This is a genomic window from Candidatus Poriferisodalis sp., from assembly GCF_965205175.1.
In the GTDB taxonomy this organism is placed as follows: Bacteria; Actinomycetota; Acidimicrobiia; order Acidimicrobiales; family Poriferisodalaceae; genus Poriferisodalis.
This window is the reverse complement of the sequence record NZ_OZ242038.1, coordinates 2347626-2364142: the sequence shown is the minus strand read 5'-3', so window position 1 is coordinate 2364142 and position 16517 is coordinate 2347626. Positions and strand designations below refer to the sequence as shown.

General features: G+C 69.8%; 10 protein-coding genes and 1 tRNA gene. 9 read left to right on the top strand and 2 right to left on the bottom strand.

Annotated elements, in window-relative coordinates:
* Positions 1 to 42 precede the first annotated feature (42 nt).
* The 4 genes from ACOGI4_RS10195 to ACOGI4_RS10180 all read left to right on the top strand — a co-directional run bounded on the left by ACOGI4_RS10195 (position 43) and on the right by ACOGI4_RS10180 (position 7937).
* Entirely contained in the window at positions 43 to 3699 is a 3657-nt protein-coding gene (locus tag ACOGI4_RS10195) for an indolepyruvate ferredoxin oxidoreductase family protein (protein ID WP_419841564.1), read from the top strand.
* Between the two features lie 137 nt (positions 3700 to 3836).
* The gene (locus ACOGI4_RS10190) at positions 3837 to 4931 is read left to right on the top strand and encodes a prephenate dehydrogenase/arogenate dehydrogenase family protein (protein ID WP_419841563.1); all 1095 of its coding nucleotides are present in this window, start codon (positions 3837 to 3839) and stop codon (positions 4929 to 4931) included.
* Positions 4928 to 7240 (top strand): 3-phosphoshikimate 1-carboxyvinyltransferase, encoded by a 2313-nt coding sequence (gene aroA, locus ACOGI4_RS10185; protein WP_419841562.1) that lies wholly within the window; start codon positions 4928 to 4930, stop codon positions 7238 to 7240. The genes ACOGI4_RS10190 and aroA overlap by 4 nt, the downstream gene beginning before the upstream one ends.
* Positions 7230 to 7937 (top strand): lysophospholipid acyltransferase family protein, encoded by a 708-nt coding sequence (locus ACOGI4_RS10180; RefSeq protein WP_419841561.1) that lies wholly within the window; start codon positions 7230 to 7232, stop codon positions 7935 to 7937. Before aroA ends, ACOGI4_RS10180 begins: the two co-directional genes overlap by 11 nt.
* A gap of 29 nt (positions 7938 to 7966) precedes the next feature.
* Here the strand turns inward: ACOGI4_RS10180 and ispH are convergent, their stop codons facing one another.
* Complete coding sequence (gene ispH, locus ACOGI4_RS10175; RefSeq protein ID WP_419841560.1) at positions 7967 to 9010, bottom strand: 4-hydroxy-3-methylbut-2-enyl diphosphate reductase; 1044 nt, start codon at positions 9008 to 9010, stop codon at positions 7967 to 7969.
* A 70-nt stretch (positions 9011 to 9080) separates the two neighbouring features.
* On the opposite strand from ispH, the gene ACOGI4_RS10170 reads away from it, so the two are divergent.
* From ACOGI4_RS10170 to ACOGI4_RS10155, 4 genes are all read left to right on the top strand, one after another.
* Positions 9081 to 10643: a DUF512 domain-containing protein gene (locus tag ACOGI4_RS10170; RefSeq protein ID WP_419841559.1), complete on the top strand. Its 1563-nt coding sequence runs from the start codon at positions 9081 to 9083 to the stop codon at positions 10641 to 10643.
* Positions 10640 to 11998, top strand: a complete 1359-nt coding sequence (gene der / locus ACOGI4_RS10165; RefSeq protein ID WP_419841558.1) for a ribosome biogenesis GTPase Der — start codon at positions 10640 to 10642, stop codon at positions 11996 to 11998. Before ACOGI4_RS10170 ends, der begins: the two co-directional genes overlap by 4 nt.
* A complete protein-coding gene (locus tag ACOGI4_RS10160; protein ID WP_419841557.1) occupies positions 11995 to 12234 on the top strand; it encodes a hypothetical protein in 240 nt (79 codons plus the stop codon). Before der ends, ACOGI4_RS10160 begins: the two co-directional genes overlap by 4 nt.
* A 99-nt stretch (positions 12235 to 12333) precedes the next feature.
* Positions 12334 to 12411: transfer RNA gene (locus ACOGI4_RS10155), tRNA-Pro, on the top strand.
* Positions 12412 to 12439: 28 nt separating this feature from the next.
* Here the strand turns inward: ACOGI4_RS10155 and ACOGI4_RS10150 are convergent.
* On the bottom strand, positions 12440 to 13708 hold the full coding sequence (locus ACOGI4_RS10150; RefSeq protein WP_419841556.1) for an NAD(P)/FAD-dependent oxidoreductase: 1269 nt from the start codon (positions 13706 to 13708) through the stop codon (positions 12440 to 12442).
* Between the two features lie 240 nt (positions 13709 to 13948).
* Here ACOGI4_RS10150 and ACOGI4_RS10145 point away from each other — a divergent pair, with 240 nt between their 5' ends.
* A complete protein-coding gene (locus tag ACOGI4_RS10145; RefSeq protein ID WP_419843128.1) occupies positions 13949 to 16393 on the top strand; it encodes a ribonucleoside-diphosphate reductase subunit alpha in 2445 nt (814 codons plus the stop codon).
* The last annotated feature ends 124 nt before the right edge of the window (positions 16394 to 16517 follow it).

Sequence of the window (16517 nt, the reverse complement as noted above, 5' to 3'; positions counted from 1 at the left end):
GATGACCGGCGAGAACCGCAGCAGGCACACAGGGCCGAGCCGATGAGCCTGGCCGAGACGTACCGGCTGACGGACCGCTACACCGACGAGCGCGGCACCGCCTACATGACCGGACTCCAAGCGCTGGCCCGCCTGCCGCTCGAGCAGCTGCGGGCTGACCGGCGCGCCGGCTTGCGCACTGCGGCGTTCGTCTCGGGTTATCCGGGCTCGCCGCTGGGCGGCTACGACGCCGCCATCGAGGCGGCCCGACGCACGACGGATCTGCCGGTCGTCCATTCGCCGGCCGTCAATGAGGAGCAGGCCGCCACCGCGGTCATGGGCAGCCAGCTGGCCGCCGTTCAGCCCGATGCCGTCTACGACGGCGTCCTCGGGCTGTGGTACGGCAAGGCGCCCGGCGTGGACCGCGCCACTGACGCGCTGCGCCACGGGGTCTTCGCGGGCGCCGATCCACGCGGCGGCGCGGTGGTCATCGCCGGAGACGACCCAGCGGCCAAGAGCTCGACCATCCCCTCCAGCTCAGCCGGGTCGTTGGCCGACCTGCACATCCCCGTGCTCTATCCGGGCACGCCGGCCGAAGCGCTCGATCTGGGCCGACACGCCATCGCCATGTCCCGCACGACGGGGCTGTGGACCGGCCTCAAGATCGTGGCCGACGTGGCGGACGGCGCTTCGACGGTGCGGCTGGATCCCGACCGGTTCGATCCGGTCATCCCGTTGCTCGACGGTGAGCCGTACCGGCACCGACCAGACGGCTATCTCCTCACGCCCCACACCGTCGACCTCGAGCGCGAGATCGTGGAGGTCCGTTACGAGCTGGCGATCGCGTACGCCGCCGCCAACCGCTTGAACGCCGCCGCCGTCGACCCGCCCGACGCCTGGATCGCGCTGGTGGCATCGGGCATCACCTGCCGCGAAGTGCGCGAAGCGCTGCGTCGGCTCGGCCTCGACAGCGACGAGGCCGTGCGGGACGCCGGCATTCGGCTGGTGCGGATGGGCATGCCGATCCCCTTCAGCGCCGAGCGAGCCCGCCGCTTCGCCCGCGGGGTGACCGAGGTCTTCGTGATCGAGGAGAAGAGCCCCAACATCGAGTCGCTGCTGAAGGACGCGCTGTACAACCAGTCACACCATCCGCGCATCGTCGGCAAAGCAGACGAGCACGATCAGCTGCTCCTGCACAGCCACGGCGCCCTGACCGCCGACGATCTCGTCGAGCCGCTGCGCAGGCGGCTGGAGGCTCGCATCGGCGAACGCCTTGCGCCTGCGCAGCCGGAGCGCGTGCGCATCGAGCTGCCCTTGGCTCTGTCGCCTGAGCAGTCCCGCTCGCCGTACTTCTGTTCCGGCTGTCCGCACAATCGATCCACGCAGGTGCCCGACGGCGCAGTGGTGGGTGCCGGCATCGGCTGTCACACCATGGCGCTGCTGATGGCGCCTCAGCGGGTGGGGGACATCACCGGCGTGACCGCCATGGGCCAGGAAGGCACCCAGTGGATCGGCATGTCGCCGTTCGTGAAGACGCGGCACATCTTCCAGAACCTGGGAGACGGCACCTACTTCCACAGCGGCCGGCTGGCCGTCGCAGGTGCGGTGGCCAGCGGCGCCAACATCACCTACAAGCTGTTGTGGAACCGAGCAGTCGCCATGACGGGAGGCCAGGACCCAGCCGGGCAGCTCGACGTGCCCGAGGTGGCAGCGGCACTGCTGGCGGGCGGGGTGGCCAAGATCCTCATCACCACCGACGATCCCGCCGCCTACCGCGGTCGCCGACGCAGCGCCCTTCCTGACGGCGTCGAGGTCTGGCATCGCGATCGTCTGATGGAGGCGCAAGAACTGCTCGCAGACATCGACGGCGTCACCGTGCTGGTCCACGATCAGCAGTGCGCCGCCGAGGCGCGGCGGGCGCGCAAGCGCGGCACGCAGCCCACGCCGACCACCCGCGTCCTGATCAACGAGCGCATCTGCGAAGGCTGCGGCGACTGCGGCGCCAAGAGCAACTGCTTGTCGGTGCAGCCGGTGGACACGTTCTTCGGCCGCAAGACGCGCATCGATCAGACCTCGTGCAACTTCGACTATTCGTGCCTCGACGGCGACTGTCCGTCGTTCGTGACCGTCAGCGAGCCCGGGCCGCTGCGCCGCCGCCTGCGCATGCTGTTGGCGGCCCGCGAGCAGCAGACCGCGCATGGACGCGACGGCAGCAAAAGCACCCGGCCTGAGCCACCGGCTGAGCTTGCTGACCCGGTGCCGCTCGTCGGCCCCGACGAGGTGTCGGTGCGCATGTGCGGCATCGGCGGCACCGGCGTGGTGACCGCTGCCCAGGTGCTCGGGACGGCGGCGATGTTCGACGGCTACGAGGTGCGCGGCTTGGACCAGATCGGGCTGTCCCAAAAGGCGGGTCCCGTCGTGGGGGACCTGCGGCTGCAGCGAGCAGGCGGACCGGCCACGGCGCGGCTGGGCCGCGGCCAAGCCGATGTCATCGTGGCGTTCGATCTGTTGGTGGCGGCATCGCCCGCGGGACTCGAGGTCGCGGACCCGGAGCGGACCATGGTCGTCGGCTCGACGTCGCCCACGCCCACCGGCGCCATGGTCGCCGATCCGAACATCCCGATGCCGGCAGCCGACGCACTGCTCGAACGGCTGGCTGCGGTGACGGTCGACGGTCGACGGCACTGGGCAGACGTCAACACGTTGGCTGATGCGCTCTGCGGCTCGGCAGTGACGTCCAACGTGTTCGTCGTGGGCATGGCAGTCCAAGCAGGCGCGTTGCCGGTGTCGCCGGCCGCCGTGGAGGCCGCCATCGAGCTGAACGGCGTGGCCGTCGCTCGCAACCTCGCAGCGTTCCGCTGGGGACGAGCGATGATCTGCGATCCGGCGTCGGTGACCGCTGCGGCAGCGGGGGGTGCATCGGCGGCAGCGAACGGCGAGAAGTCCTGCCACGAGTCAGCCACCGTCAGCCGCAGCCTTCCCGCTCAGCTTCCTGAGCACCTGTCGGTCCGCATCGACCAGGTGATGAGCCATCTCCGTGCAGAACCTGCACCAGACGTTCCGGCACCGGACCTCGGCAGGCTCGGTGAGACACTGCGCCGGTACGCAGCCGAACTGGGTGCCTACCAGTCCCAGCGCCTGTGCGAGCAGTTCTTGGACGCAGTCGAACGCGTGGCGAGCGTCGACGGTGCGGCGGGCGACGGCACGGCTCGATTGACCGCAGCCGCAGCAGCAGGGCACTTCAAGCTGGCGGCCTACAAGGACGAGTACGAAGTGGCCCGGCTGATGGCGGACACGGAGGCCAATGCCGCAGCGCGTAGCTTGGCGGCGACGGTCGGCGGCACCGTGTCGTGGAACCTGCACCCGCCGATGCTGCGGGCGCTGGGCTGTGGCCGCAAGATCCGATTCTCCGCTGCGTGGCGACCGGTCTTCGCGCTGCTGGCGCGCGGCAAGTGCCTCAGGGGTCGCTGGTGCGATCCGTTCGGCCACACCCAGATCCGCCGGACGGAACGCGCGCTGCCCGCCGAGTACGCAACGGCGCTCGAATCGGCGCTGCAAGCGCTGGAGCGAGACGCCGGAGCGGCCCGCTACGAGCAGGCCGTCTCCGTCGCGGAACTGGCGCAGCTGGTGCGCGGCTACGAGCAGGTCAAGATGGCCACCGTCGCGACCTTCCGGTCTGCGCTGGCCGAACATGTCGCGGCCCTGACGCTGCGCGTTTGACCGCTTGGCCGCAGCGAGCCTGTCGGCATCAGCGCCGGCCTGCTCGGTACCCTTCGCGGAGTGGCCAGGCTTCGCTGCGTTCATGCTCGTTGCGGTCGGGAGCTTGCCAAGGTGTGCATCACCGTGAGGACGCGTCCATGACGCCCTCGTTGCCCGCCGGTGGGTTGCCCCGTCGGGCACAGGTCGTGGGCACAGGTCTGATCGGCGGCTCTGTGGCAGCGGCGCTGCGCAAGTCGGGATGGCACGTCACCGGGCGCGACGCCGTCGACCAACGATCACAACGAGCGCTTGAGCTCGGCTGCGTGGACGCTGTGGGAACCGATCCCCAGGCAACGTTCTGCGTGGTGGCCGTGCCCCCGGGGCAGCTCTCCCGCCAAGTCGCCGTCGCACTCGCCGACACCGAGGACGCCGGCGCGGTGGTGACCGACACCGGCAGCGTCAAGACGCCTGTCGCCCGAGCCGTCGCCGATCCTCGTTACGTGCCGGGTCATCCGATGGCCGGCTCAGAACAAGACGGCATCGACGGCGCGAACCCGGACATGTTCGCGGGCGCCGTCTGGGCGCTCACGCCCAATGAGGCCACCGACGACGACTGCCTGCGCGTCTGCCGGGCAGTGCTGACGGGCTTCGGATCCGACGTCGTCACGATGACACCGCAACGGCACGACGCTTTGGTCGCCGTGGTCAGTCATGTCCCGCACCTCGCCGCTGCGACGCTGATGTGCCTGGCGGACGACCGAGCGCTCGACGATGCGCCGCTGCTGCGGCTGGCAGCCGGCGGCTTTCGGGACATGACACGCATTGCCGCCGGTCATCCCGGCGTCTGGCTGGACATCTGCGGCGAGAACCGCGATGCCATCGTGAACGTCCTCGACGAGCTCACCGAGCGGCTGTCGCACATGCGCGAGGTCGTGGCGGCAGCGGACCGCGAAGGCTTGCGTGCTGTGCTCACCCAGGCGCGGCGTGCGCGCACCAATCTGCCCTCCCGTTACGTGCGGCCGCAGGAGCTGGTGGAGGTGCGGGTGCCGATACCGGACCGCAAGGGCCAGATTGCGGGCATCACCATGCTGGCCGCGGACTGCGACGTGAACGTGGCCGACATCGAAGTGGCGCACTCGCCCGAAGGGGCACACGGCGTGCTCGTGCTGGTGGTGGCCCGCACCGATGCTCAGCGCTTCCTTGCGGCGCTGGCGGGGCAGGGCTATCACCCCACCACACGCGAGCTGGCATGAGCGCCAGCCGAGCCGGGGTCGGTCGAGTCGAGGCCGGTCGAGCGACAGGGGTCGTCGATCCCTTCGTCAACGGCGCGTCGGGCACTGCTGTGCTGCCGGGCTCCAAGAGCATCACGAACCGGGCGGTGCTGTGCGCAGCCTTGGCCTGCGGTCGCAGCACGCTGGACGGCGTGCTGTTCGCAGACGACACCGAGGCGATGATCCAGGCCGCTGCAGCCATCGGTGCGGAGGTACGCATCAACCGGGGCAAGCGCCGGCTGGTCATCGACGGCATCGGTGCTGCCAGTCCAGCTGTTGCTGGCCCAGTTGTTGCTGGCCCAGTTGTTCCCAGCCCAGTTGCCGACGGCCTCAGCCATGCGAGCTCGCCGGCACCGGACCCCGGCCATGAGCGGGCCGCTGCGCAGGCGCCGGCCGCCGCGAGCGGGGTGCATGCACGGTCCTCGGGCACCACGGCCCGTTTCGTCCTGCCCGTCGTCGCAGCCCTCGGCGGACGTTGGCAACTCGACGGCGATGCACAGCTGCGCGCACGCCCGCTGGACGATCTGCTCGCCGCGCTGCGCTCGCTGGGAATCACGGTGCGTGAACTCTGCCACCAAGGCTGCCTGCCGATCGAGGTGATCTCCGACGCTGCAGGAGACGGTGCCGATGACCGTGTCGATGACGGTGCCGACGAGCCGAGGCAACGGCGCCACGTGCGAATGCGCGCCGACACCTCCAGTCAGTTCGTGAGCGGACTGCTGCTCGCCGGACCGCTGTTCGGCGGCCTCTCGGTGGAGATCGACGCCGCGTTCGACACCGTGAGCAGACCGTACATCGACATGACGATCGCGGTCATGGAGGCGTTCGGGGCCAAGATCGACCGGCCCAGCGCCGACAGCTTCGTCGTTGCCCGAAACGGGTATCGAGCGGTCGACTATGCGATCGAGCCGGACGCATCCGCAGCCGGCTATGTCTGGGCCGCCGCGGCGCTGTGCGGCGGGGAGGTGCGCGTCGAAGGGCTCGGTGCCAACAGCGTGCAAGGCGACGTGCGCTTCGCGGACGTGCTCGGTCAGATGGGCGCTGAGGTCACCGTCGGCGACCACGCCATCGCGGTGAGCGCGCCGCCGAGCGGCACGCTTCGAGCCGGATCGTTCGACTTGCGCGACTGCTCCGACGCGGCCCAGACGCTGGCGGTGGTGGCCGCATTCGCTGAAGGCGCCACCACGATCAACGGCATCGGCTTCATCCGGCGCAAGGAGACGGACCGCATCGCCAACACGGCCGCCGAACTCGCACGGCGCGGCGTCGATGCCGTGGCGGACCCCGACGGCATCACCGTCCGCCCCAGTCCCTTCGGGCTGCGTGCGGGGCTGGTGCGCTGCCACGGGGACCACCGGATGGCGATGGCGATGTCGCTGATGGGCCTGCGGGTAGCCGGCATCCAGCTCGACGATCCTTCCTGCGTCGCCAAGACGTTCCCCGAGTTCTTCGACGTGGTCGAGACGCTTCGCCGCACGCCGGAGGTGACCTGCGGCGCAGGTTCAGCCGCCGATGCGCCCGCAGGCCCGATCATCGCCATCGACGGCCCCGCGGCGTCAGGCAAGTCCAGCGTGGCTCGCGGCGTGGCTGCCGCGCTCGGCATGGAATACCTCGACACGGGCGCGATGTACCGGGCGGTGGCGTGGGCGGCGTTGAGGGACGGCATCGACCCCCACGACCTCGATGCCGTCGCCGAGATCGCACGCACCGCGCGGATCCGCATCTCCAGCGTGTGCGGCACGCAGCAGGTGACCGTAGACGGCCAGGACGCTGCCGCCGCGATTCGCACCCCTGAGGTGGACCGCAGCGTCAGCGCAGTCGCAGCGAACCCTGCCGTGCGGCGAGTCCTGGTCGAGCGTCAGCGACGCTGGGCCGGCGAACTGGGCGGAGGCGTCATGGAAGGCCGGGACATCGCCAGCGTCGTGTTCCCCGACGCCGCCCTGAAGGTGTTCCTGACTGCCACACCCCAGGCGCGAGCTGAGCGTCGTCTCATGCAGCAGGCCGCACAGCATGTCGTGTCCGGCAACGGCGCAGATCGGCCGGCGTGTCCGGATCGGCTGGATCAACCTGATCGGCTCAGCCCTGGCGCTGAGGACATTGCGGCGCTGGCCCACGGGCTCGGCGAACGGGACCGGCTGGACGCGAGCAGGGCCGACTCGCCGCTGCGGATCGCGCCGGGCGCCGTCGTGGTCGACACCACCGAGCTGACCCAAGACCAAGCAGTAGCGCAGGTGACGGCGCTCTTTGCACTTTGTGGGCGCTTCGTGGGTGACAGCGCTCATGCCGGCTGACTCGCGCGGCGCCGGTTCGCATTCCGGTCCGCAGCTGCGAGACGGACGCCTCAACATGGTCGCCTACGCCACCATGAAGTACGCGATCTGGGGCGTCTTTCGGGTGTGGAACCGGATTTCGGTGGACGGGCTGGCGAACCTGCCCGCAGGCGCGTGCGTGTGGGTGCCCAACCATCGCAGCTACATCGACACACCGATTCACGCAGCAATTCCGCGGCGGATGCGGCTGATGGGCAAGGATTCGATGTGGAAGTACCGTTTTCCGGCTTGGCTGTTCACCACCATCGGCTGCTTCCCGGTGAACCGCGACGCACCGGACCGGACGGCGCTGCGCATTGCCTCGGATGCGTTGCGATACGGCAGCGACCCGGTGGTGATGTTCGGCGAGGGCGAGCGCAAGGACGGCCCCCGCGTGCTGCCGCTGTTGGACGGGCCGGTGTATCTGGCTGCGCGGGCGCAGGTTCCGATCGTGCCGGTCGGCATCGGCGGAACTGCCGCCGCTATGCCGCGAGGCGCCAAGTTCATGTATCCGCGGCGCATCAAGATCATCGTCGGCGAACCGATGGTGCCGCCGCCGCTGGGGCCGAACGGCCGCGTGCCGCGCCCAGCGGTCCGCGAGCTGACCGCTCAGCTGCGTGAGCGCATTCAGGAGCTGTTCGATCAGGCGCAGTCCGACGTCGGCACACCCAACACCTGAACCGACGGTCCGAGTCTCCCGACGGCGCCTCAGCCGCCGGAGGCGACGAGTCCGGCCAGAACGCTGCTTGCCGCTGTCGTTCGATCCGAGGTGCTGCGTCTCGCCTGCGGGGGCACGGCGAGACCTGCGTGAACGGCAGCCTCCAGCGCGCCGAGCAGGCTGCGCAGCTCGCGAGGTGCAGGGAAGTACTCGTCCTCGTCGGTCATGGCCACCTCGGTGGTGCCGTGCGCCGGCGCGAGCCGTTCGATCACCGAGTCCACGAGTTCTTCGGGCGCCGATGCCCCCGCGGTGACCCCGACGGTGCCGTGCAGGTCTTCGGGCAGCTCGGAGGCGCCGTTCACCCGCAGCACGCGTCCGCAGCCCGACTCGACGGCCACGTTGACGAGCGCCATCGTGTTGGACGAGTTGGCCGACCCGATGACCACGACGGCGTCGCAGTCGGGTGCGATCTGCTCGAGTGCGCTCTGGCGGTTGGTGGTGGCGAAGCAGAGGTCCGAGCGTTCCGCCATCCAGACGTCGCCGAAGCGCGATGCGGCGGCGTCGGCGACCTCGGCCCAGTCCCGGTGGCTCAGCGTCGTCTGAGCCAGCACTGCCACCGGGGCCTCGGTGCGCTCCAGCGAGTCGACGTCTGCGGGCGCTGAGACCAATGAGATGGCATCGGGCGCAACGGCCATCGTGCCGACGGCTTCGTCATGGCCGTCGTGGCCCACGTAGACGATCCGGTAGCCCTTGGCGGCGCGCACGCGAACCTCGTGATGCACCTTGGTGACCAGCGGGCACACCGCATCCACCACGTAGCCGCCGCGTCGGCGGGCCTGGTTCACCACCGCGGGCGCGGAACCGTGAGCCGACAGCATCAGCGGCGCTTGGGGCGGCACCTCGTCGACGTCGTCCACGAACACCACGCCGAGCCGCTCGAACCGGTCCACCACGAGACGGTTGTGGACGATCTCGTGATAGCAGTACACCGGCGGCGGAAACGAACGAACCAGCCAGGCGAGCGCCTTGATGGCCATCTCCACGCCGGCACAAAAGCCGCGAGGCGCGGCCAGCAGCACCCGGTCGACGGCCATGGCGCCGACATTACCGACGGTGCAGGTGTGACCGGCGTTCTGGCCGCCTGCATCTTCCTATCCTGCATCCATGTCCCGGCCGGTGGTTGAGGCGGTCGAGCCCGGCTCGGCGGCGGCGAAGGCCGGACTGTCCGCAGGCGACGAGGTGCTCTGCATCGACGGTGCGGTGCCGTCAGACGTCATTGCCTGGCAGATGCTGGTGGACGAGCCCGATCCCGTCATCACGGTGCTGCGAGACGGCCGCCGCGTCGAGCTCACGGTGTCCAAGCGCGCCGGGGTCCCGTTGGGCGCGCAAGTGAACGCTGCCATCTTCGACCGGGTGCGGACCTGCGACAACCACTGCGAGTTCTGCTTCATTTACCAGCTGCCGCCCGGTCTGCGGCGCAGCCTGTACCTGAAGGACGACGACTACCGGCTGTCGTTTCTGTACGGGAACTTCACGACCCTCACCCGCTTCACCGAGTTGGATCTCGAACGGGTGCTCGACGAGCGACTGTCGCCGCTCTACGTGTCGATCCACGCAACCGACCCGGACCTACGAGCGAGGATGCTGCGCAACCGACGTGGCGCGACGAGCCTGCGCTGGCTGAGCGCCTTGCTGGCAGGCGGCATCGAAGTCCACGGCCAGGTGGTGGTGTGTCCAGGCGTCAACGACGGCGCGGTGCTGGCGGACACGCTGCTGGGTGTGCTGGACCGGTTCGATTCGCTGGCCACGCTGGCGGTGGTGCCGTTGGGCGTCAGCGCCCACCAGCGCGAACCCGCGATGCGGCCTCACACCGCAGCCGAGGCGGCGGCGGTGGTGGACCTGTGCGAGCAGTGGCAGCGGCGCTTCGTCGAGGTGCTCGGCCGACGGCTGGTGTTCGCGGCCGACGAGTACTACTTGCTGGCGGGCCGCTCGTTCCCGCCTGCGGATGCCTACGGCGACTTCCCGATGCACGAGGACGGCATCGGCATGGCCCGAGCCTTCGAGCAGGAGTTCACCGCTGTCGGCAGCGATGCCCCAGCGACGCCGCGTGCGCCCGCTGCAGGGTTCTTCTCCTGGGTGGACGGTGCGCCCGCTGTGGGATACCGAGCTGTGCGGGCGGCGGGTCACGGAGCGAATCGCAGCGGCGCAGTCGGCGGCGGAGCGTTGCCGTCCTCGCCGGGGGCGGTGCCGGTCTCGTTGTCCGTGCAGCCGCAGCGGCGCCGAGACCGCCGTGGCCACGACCAGGCAATCGGCATCCTCACCGGCGCCTACGGGGCTGCCGTGCTGGGTCCGCTGGTGCAGGCTTGGCGCACCGAAACCGAGCGCGACCGCGGCGCGGCGGCACCCGACGCGGTACTCGACGTTCGGGTGATCCCGGTTCCCAACGAGTTCTTCGGCGGCAACATCGGCGTCACCGGGCTGCTGGCCGGTGCCGACATCGCAGCGGTGCTCAGCAGCCAGCCTGCAGGGGACCGCTACCTGCTCGCCGACGTGTGCCTGTCCGGCGGACGGTTCTTGGACGGCACCTCCCCGCAGGACTTGCCGCGCCAGGTCGAGATCGTGCCGACGAACGGCACCGCGCTGCGCAGGCTGCTCGACGCCGCCGCGGCAGCGCACCGCCGCGGCCCGGGGCTCTCGGCGGCCGCTGCGGTGGGGGCGACGCTGTGAGCGCGCCGCTGCCGGTGGTCGGCATCGTGGGACGGCCCAACGTCGGCAAGTCCACGCTGTTCAACCGGCTCGTCGGACGCCGTGAAGCAGTGGTGGCGCCTGAACCGGGCGTGACGCGTGACCGCAAGGCCGCCCAAGCCGCCTGGCGGGGACACTCGTTCTTGGTCGTGGACTCCGGCGGCTGGTCGGCTGGCGGCGACTCGCTCGACGGCAAGGTTTCCCAGCAGAGCGAACGTGTGATGGACGAGGCCGACGTGCTGCTGCTGGTGGTGGACGTGACGGTGGGCATCACCGAGCCCGACGCCCGGATTGCGGCACGACTGCGGCGCAGCGAGCGTCCGACGCTGGTCATCGCCAACAAGTCCGACAGCGTCGCGCGTGACGACGGACGCTGGGAATTCGACCGGCTCGGATTGGGCGAAGCCTGGGCGGTGTCCGCGCTGCACGGTCGCAACGTCGGCGACGTGCTGGATCGGCTGGTCGAGCTGACAGGCATGCGCGCCGCCGGCGCCGCGGAGACCAGCGCAGACAGCTCCAGCGCCGCCGTGAGGAGACACGACGACGAGTCTCACGCCGACATCAGCGACGACGAGATTCCGGCGGTCGCCATCGTGGGCCGGCCCAACGTGGGCAAGTCGACGCTGTTCAATCGCCTCATCGGCGACGAGCGGTCCGTGGTACACGACCGCGCCGGCACGACCCGCGACGCCATCGACACGGTCGTACACACCGAGGCCGGGCCGGTGCGATTCGTGGACACCGCCGGCATGCGGCGCAAGGCACGGGTCGACGCGGACACCGAGTACTACGCCAACCTGCGGGCGCTGCGGGCTATCGACGCCTGCGACGTGTCGCTGCTGGTCATCGACGCCTGCGACGGCGTGACGGCGCAGGATCAGCGTCTCGCCGAGCGCATCGACGCCGCCGGCTGCCCGATGGCGGTGCTGCTCAACAAGTGGGACACGCTGGACGCCTCACACCGAGACGACGTGCTGAGCCAGCTCGGGCGTCGTCTGCACTTCGTCGGAGCGTCCCCCGTGCTGCGCATCAGTGCGCTGACCGGTCGGGGCGTACACCGTCTGGTGCCCGCGATCACCGCCGCGATGGAGGCGTACGCCTCGAGGGCGCCCACCGCCAAGGTGAACGAGATCGTCCAGCTGGCGCAGTCCGCGCAGCCGGCGCCCGGCGGTGCGCGGGTGCTCTACGCCACCCAGGGGGCGACGCAGCCGCCGACGTTCACGCTGTTCGCGAACCGGGAGCTGCCGGCCACCTACCTGCGGTACCTCGAACGCCGCTTGCGCGAGGAGCTGGGCTTAGCCACCACGCCGGTCAAGCTGCGGGTTCGGCGTCGATGAAGCGCCGCGCAGACGTCGGTGCGGCGCGGTCGAGTCGGCGTCGGCCGGCGGCGGTCACGCCTCGCGTCGAACGCGACCGGCACCGGCGCCGACGGGACCGGGCGTCGCGTGGGCAGGGGGCGCCGTGGCATTTCTGGCTCGTGGTGGTCATGGCGACCGTCTACTTGGGCTGGCGCGCAGTCGAAGGGGTCGTCTGGCTCGTGCAGTGGATCGCCGGCGGGTTCGGCGTCGCATAGGCGGGCTGCACGGGCGGGCTGCACAGGGCGCTGAGCCGCAGGTCGGCGCCCACCACGCATGAGGCAGTGGCGCCTGAGGCAGTATCGTGCCCGACGACACGGGCTGTGGCGCAGTCTGGTTAGCGCACTGGTCTGGGGGACCAGGGGTCGGAGGTTCAAATCCTCTCAGCCCGACCACCACGCGAGCTGCTCGGCCAAGCAGCATTCAGCTCAGCGTGGCCGCCAGCTCCAGCGCCTCCTCCCATGTCGGGTGCTGGAGGAGCAGGCGACGGAATCGCACGAAGGGTCTGATCGCGTCGAGCGCCATCACGGCGCTCAGGCGACCGTCGCGCCGGTAGCCGGCCACCACCGCACGCCCTGAGTCGGAATCCGGTCGCACCAGCACCTCGACGTCGTCGCCGGCATCGGGATGCCCGGCGATCTGGATGCGGGCGTCGTACTGGTCGGACCACACGAAGGGAACCGAGTCGTAGGCCTTGGCTTCCTCTGGCGCCAGCAGGTTGCGACCCACCGCCATGCCGTGCTCGACGGCCGCCGTCCAGTGCTCCACCCGAACCGGTCGCTCCCCAAGCCACGGCTGCAGCCACCTGTTGGGCACCCGCGCGACGTCGCCGACGGCATAGATGCCCGCAGGACCGCAGTTCAGCGTCGCATCGCAGACCACGCCGTTGTCGATTCGCAGGCCCGAGCCCTCCAGCCACGCCGTGTTCGGCGCCGCCCCGATGCCGACGATCACCAGGTCGGCCTCGACGCGGCTGCCGTCGACCATGGCCACGGCCTCGACGCGGTCGGTCCCCAGCACCCCGCCGACGCCGACGCCGAGGCGCAGCGCGACGCCGTTGTCGCCGTGCAACGCGCCGACACGCAGGCCCATCTCGGCGCCCAGCCCGCGCACCAGCGGCGCGGCTGCCGCCTCGATGACGGTCACCTCGCAGCCTCTGGTTCGAGCCGCAGCGGCGACTTCGGACCCGATGAAGCCCCCGCCGACGACCGCGACACGCTCCCGCTCGCGAAGCTCGTCCCCGATGGCTGCCGCGTCGTCGAGCGTGCGCAGCGTGTACACACCGGCGAGGCCTGCGGTGGCCGGCAGCGACCGAGCGGCCGCGCCGGTGGCGATGACGAGGCCGTCGAACGGCACCGTCTCGACCGTCCGGGCATTGCCGCCTGACGCGGGAGCGACGGCGACGGTGCGCGCCTGCACATCGAGCCCCACTGCGTGCGTGCTCGTCATGACCTCCACGCCAAGACCGTCGTAGGCGCCGTCAGGGTCCAGCATGAGCGACGCGGCGTCCAGCTCGCCGGTGAGGAACTCCTTGGACAAGGGAGGCCGGTCGTAGGGGAGGTGGGCTTCGGCGCCGATGAGCGTCAGCGGGCCGTCGTGTCCAGCTGCGCGCAAGCTGTGTACCGCGCGCGCTCCCGCCAGCGAGGCGCCGACGACGACGATGCGATGCGGTCGCTCCGGCCTGTGCGGCATCTCACCAGTCTGGCACTTGCGACATAGGCACGGACGCGCTATATCAGTTGCTCACATTCATGGAACTACACCCATGTCGTTTCCCAGGACAGGGGGGCGCAGCCGTGCCGCGTGCGGCGTGTGCTGTGGAGGAGGAGAGGCCAGCCCGAGATGAGCATCACCGAAGCGAACCCTGAGCCGTCGCCGAACCCGAAGCCGTTGAAGACCGTGGCTGCTCAGCGCAACGCAAGCGCGCCGGGGATGCGTGTGCGCAAGCGGGACGGCTCGTTGCAGGCGGTGGACGTCAACAAGATTGTGCGGGCGGTGGAGCGCTGCGCGGTGGGGCTGGCCGGGGTGGATCCGATGCGGGTCGCGACGCGTACCATTTCCGGGCTGCATGACGGCGCGACGACCACCGAGCTGGACGAGCTGTCGATTCGCACGGCTGCGGGGCTGATCTGCGAGGAGCCGAACTACAGCAAGCTGGCTGCCGGCTTGCTGTCGACCTACATCGACAAGGAAGTGCAGAACCAGAACGTCTATTCGTTCAGCCAGTCGGTGGACGTGGGCGCCGGCTGCGGGCTGATCGGCGCTGAGGTGGCGGCATTCGTGGCGGCCAATGCCCGCAAGCTCAACGACGCGGTCGCGCCGGAGCGCAACGGCGACTTCGAGTTCTTCGGGCTGCGCACCGTGTACGACCGTTATCTGCTGCGTCATCCGCAGCGGCGCTGTGTGATCGAGACGCCGCAGTACTTCTTGCTGCGGGTGGCGTGCGGCCTGTCGAGGTCCGCTGAGGAGGCTGTCTCGTTCTACGAGCTGGTGTCGAGCTTGCGCTACCTGCCGTCGTCGCCGACGCTGTTCAACTCGGGCACCGCTCACGCGCAGATGTCGTCGTGCTATCTGCTGGACAGCCCCGACGATTCGCTGGAGGCCATCTACGACCGCTACTCCGAGATCGCACAGCTGTCGAAGTTCGCGGGCGGCATCGGGGTGAGCTGGCATCGGGTTCGTTCGCGCGGCTCGCTGATCAGCGGAACGAACGGCTTGTCGAACGGCGTCGTTCCGTGGCTGAAGACACTGGACTCCTCGGTCGCGGCGGTGAATCAGGGCGGCCGACGCAAGGGTGCTGCGTGCGTGTACCTCGAGTCGTGGCATGCCGACATCGAGGAGTTCTTGGAGCTGCGCGACTCCACCGGGGACCACGCCCGGCGTACCCACAATCTGAATCTGGCGAATTGGGTGCCGGACGAGTTCATGCGGCGGGTCGAGAACGACTGGCAGTGGTCGCTGTTCGATCCCAAGGCGGTGCCGCATCTGTGCGACCTGTGGGGCGAGGAGTTCGCGGAGGCGTACCGCGCCGCCGAAGCCGCCGGCATCTACGAGCGTCAGGTGCCGGCCCGCGAGCTGTACAGCCGCATGATGCGCACGCTGGCGCAGACCGGCAATGGCTGGATGACGTTCAAGGACGCGTCCAACGCCAAGTCCAATCAGACCGGCGAGCCGGGCAACGTCGTCCATCTGTCGAATCTGTGTACCGAGATCGTGGAGGTCACCAGCAGCGCCGAGACCGCAGTGTGCAATCTCGGCTCGGTGAATCTCGCCAAGCTCGTCACCGACACCGGGCCGGACAGTGCTGGGCCGGACAGTGCTGGGCTGGACAGTGCTGGGCTGGACAGTGTTGGGCTGGACAGTGCTGGGCTGGACAGTGCAGGGTTCGATTGGGACGCGCTGGGCGAGGTGGTGCGCACCGCGGTGCCGTTCTTGGACCGTGTCGTGGACATCAACTACTACCCGACGCCGTCGGCTGCTCGCTCCAATGAGCGCTGGCGCCCGGTCGGGCTGGGCGTCATGGGGCTCGCCGACGTGTTCTTCCAGCTGGGCTTGGCGTTCGACTCGCCCGAGGCCGCCCGCCTCGCCGCCCGCATCGCCGAGGAGACCTACTACTGGGCGCTGTGGTCGAGCTGCGAGCTGGCCCGCCGACACGGACCCCACCCGGCGTTCGGCGAGACACGCGCGGCGGCGGGCGTGCTGCAGTTCGACCTGTGGGGCGTCGAGCCGACGCAGCCGGAGCGCTGGGCGGAGCTGCGAGAGCGGATCGGCCAGCACGGACTGCGCAATTCGCTGCTGGTGGCCGTTGCTCCCACGGCCACCATCGCGTCGATCGCCGGCTGCTATGAGTGCATCGAGCCGCAGGTGTCGAACCTGTTCAAGCGCGAGACGCTCTCGGGCGAGTTCATGCAGATCAACCGGTACCTAGTGCGCGAGCTGCAAGCACGCGGACTGTGGGACGACCAGATGGCGAACCGCATCAAGATGGCCGAAGGCTCCGTCGCCGGCATCGAGGACATCCCCCAAGACGTCCGACGCGTCTACCGCACAGCGTGGGAGCTCCCCCAGCGGGCACTCATCGACATGGCCGCGGCACGCGGCGCGTTCATCGACCAGAGCCAGTCGCTCAACCTGTTCATGGAGAGTCCCAGCATCGGGAAGCTCTCCTCGATGTACATGCATGCCTGGAAGTCGGGACTCAAGACCACCTACTACCTCCGCTCCCGTCCGGCCACCCGCATCAACCAGACCACCACCGACGCAGCACCCCCACGCGAAGCGACCGTCGCCGCGATGAACGACCCCGCAGCCGCCGCAACGGCCGACGCAGTTGCTTGCTCACTTGAGAACCCCGAGACCTGCGAAGCCTGCGACTGAGCCGCCGCCGCGCTCGCAGCCGCTGAGCAGCACATCAACACCGATACAGCGATCAAGCGATCAACAGATACAGGACTGAAAGAGGGTGCCGATGGCACTGGTCTCCCATGATCTCGAACTCGAA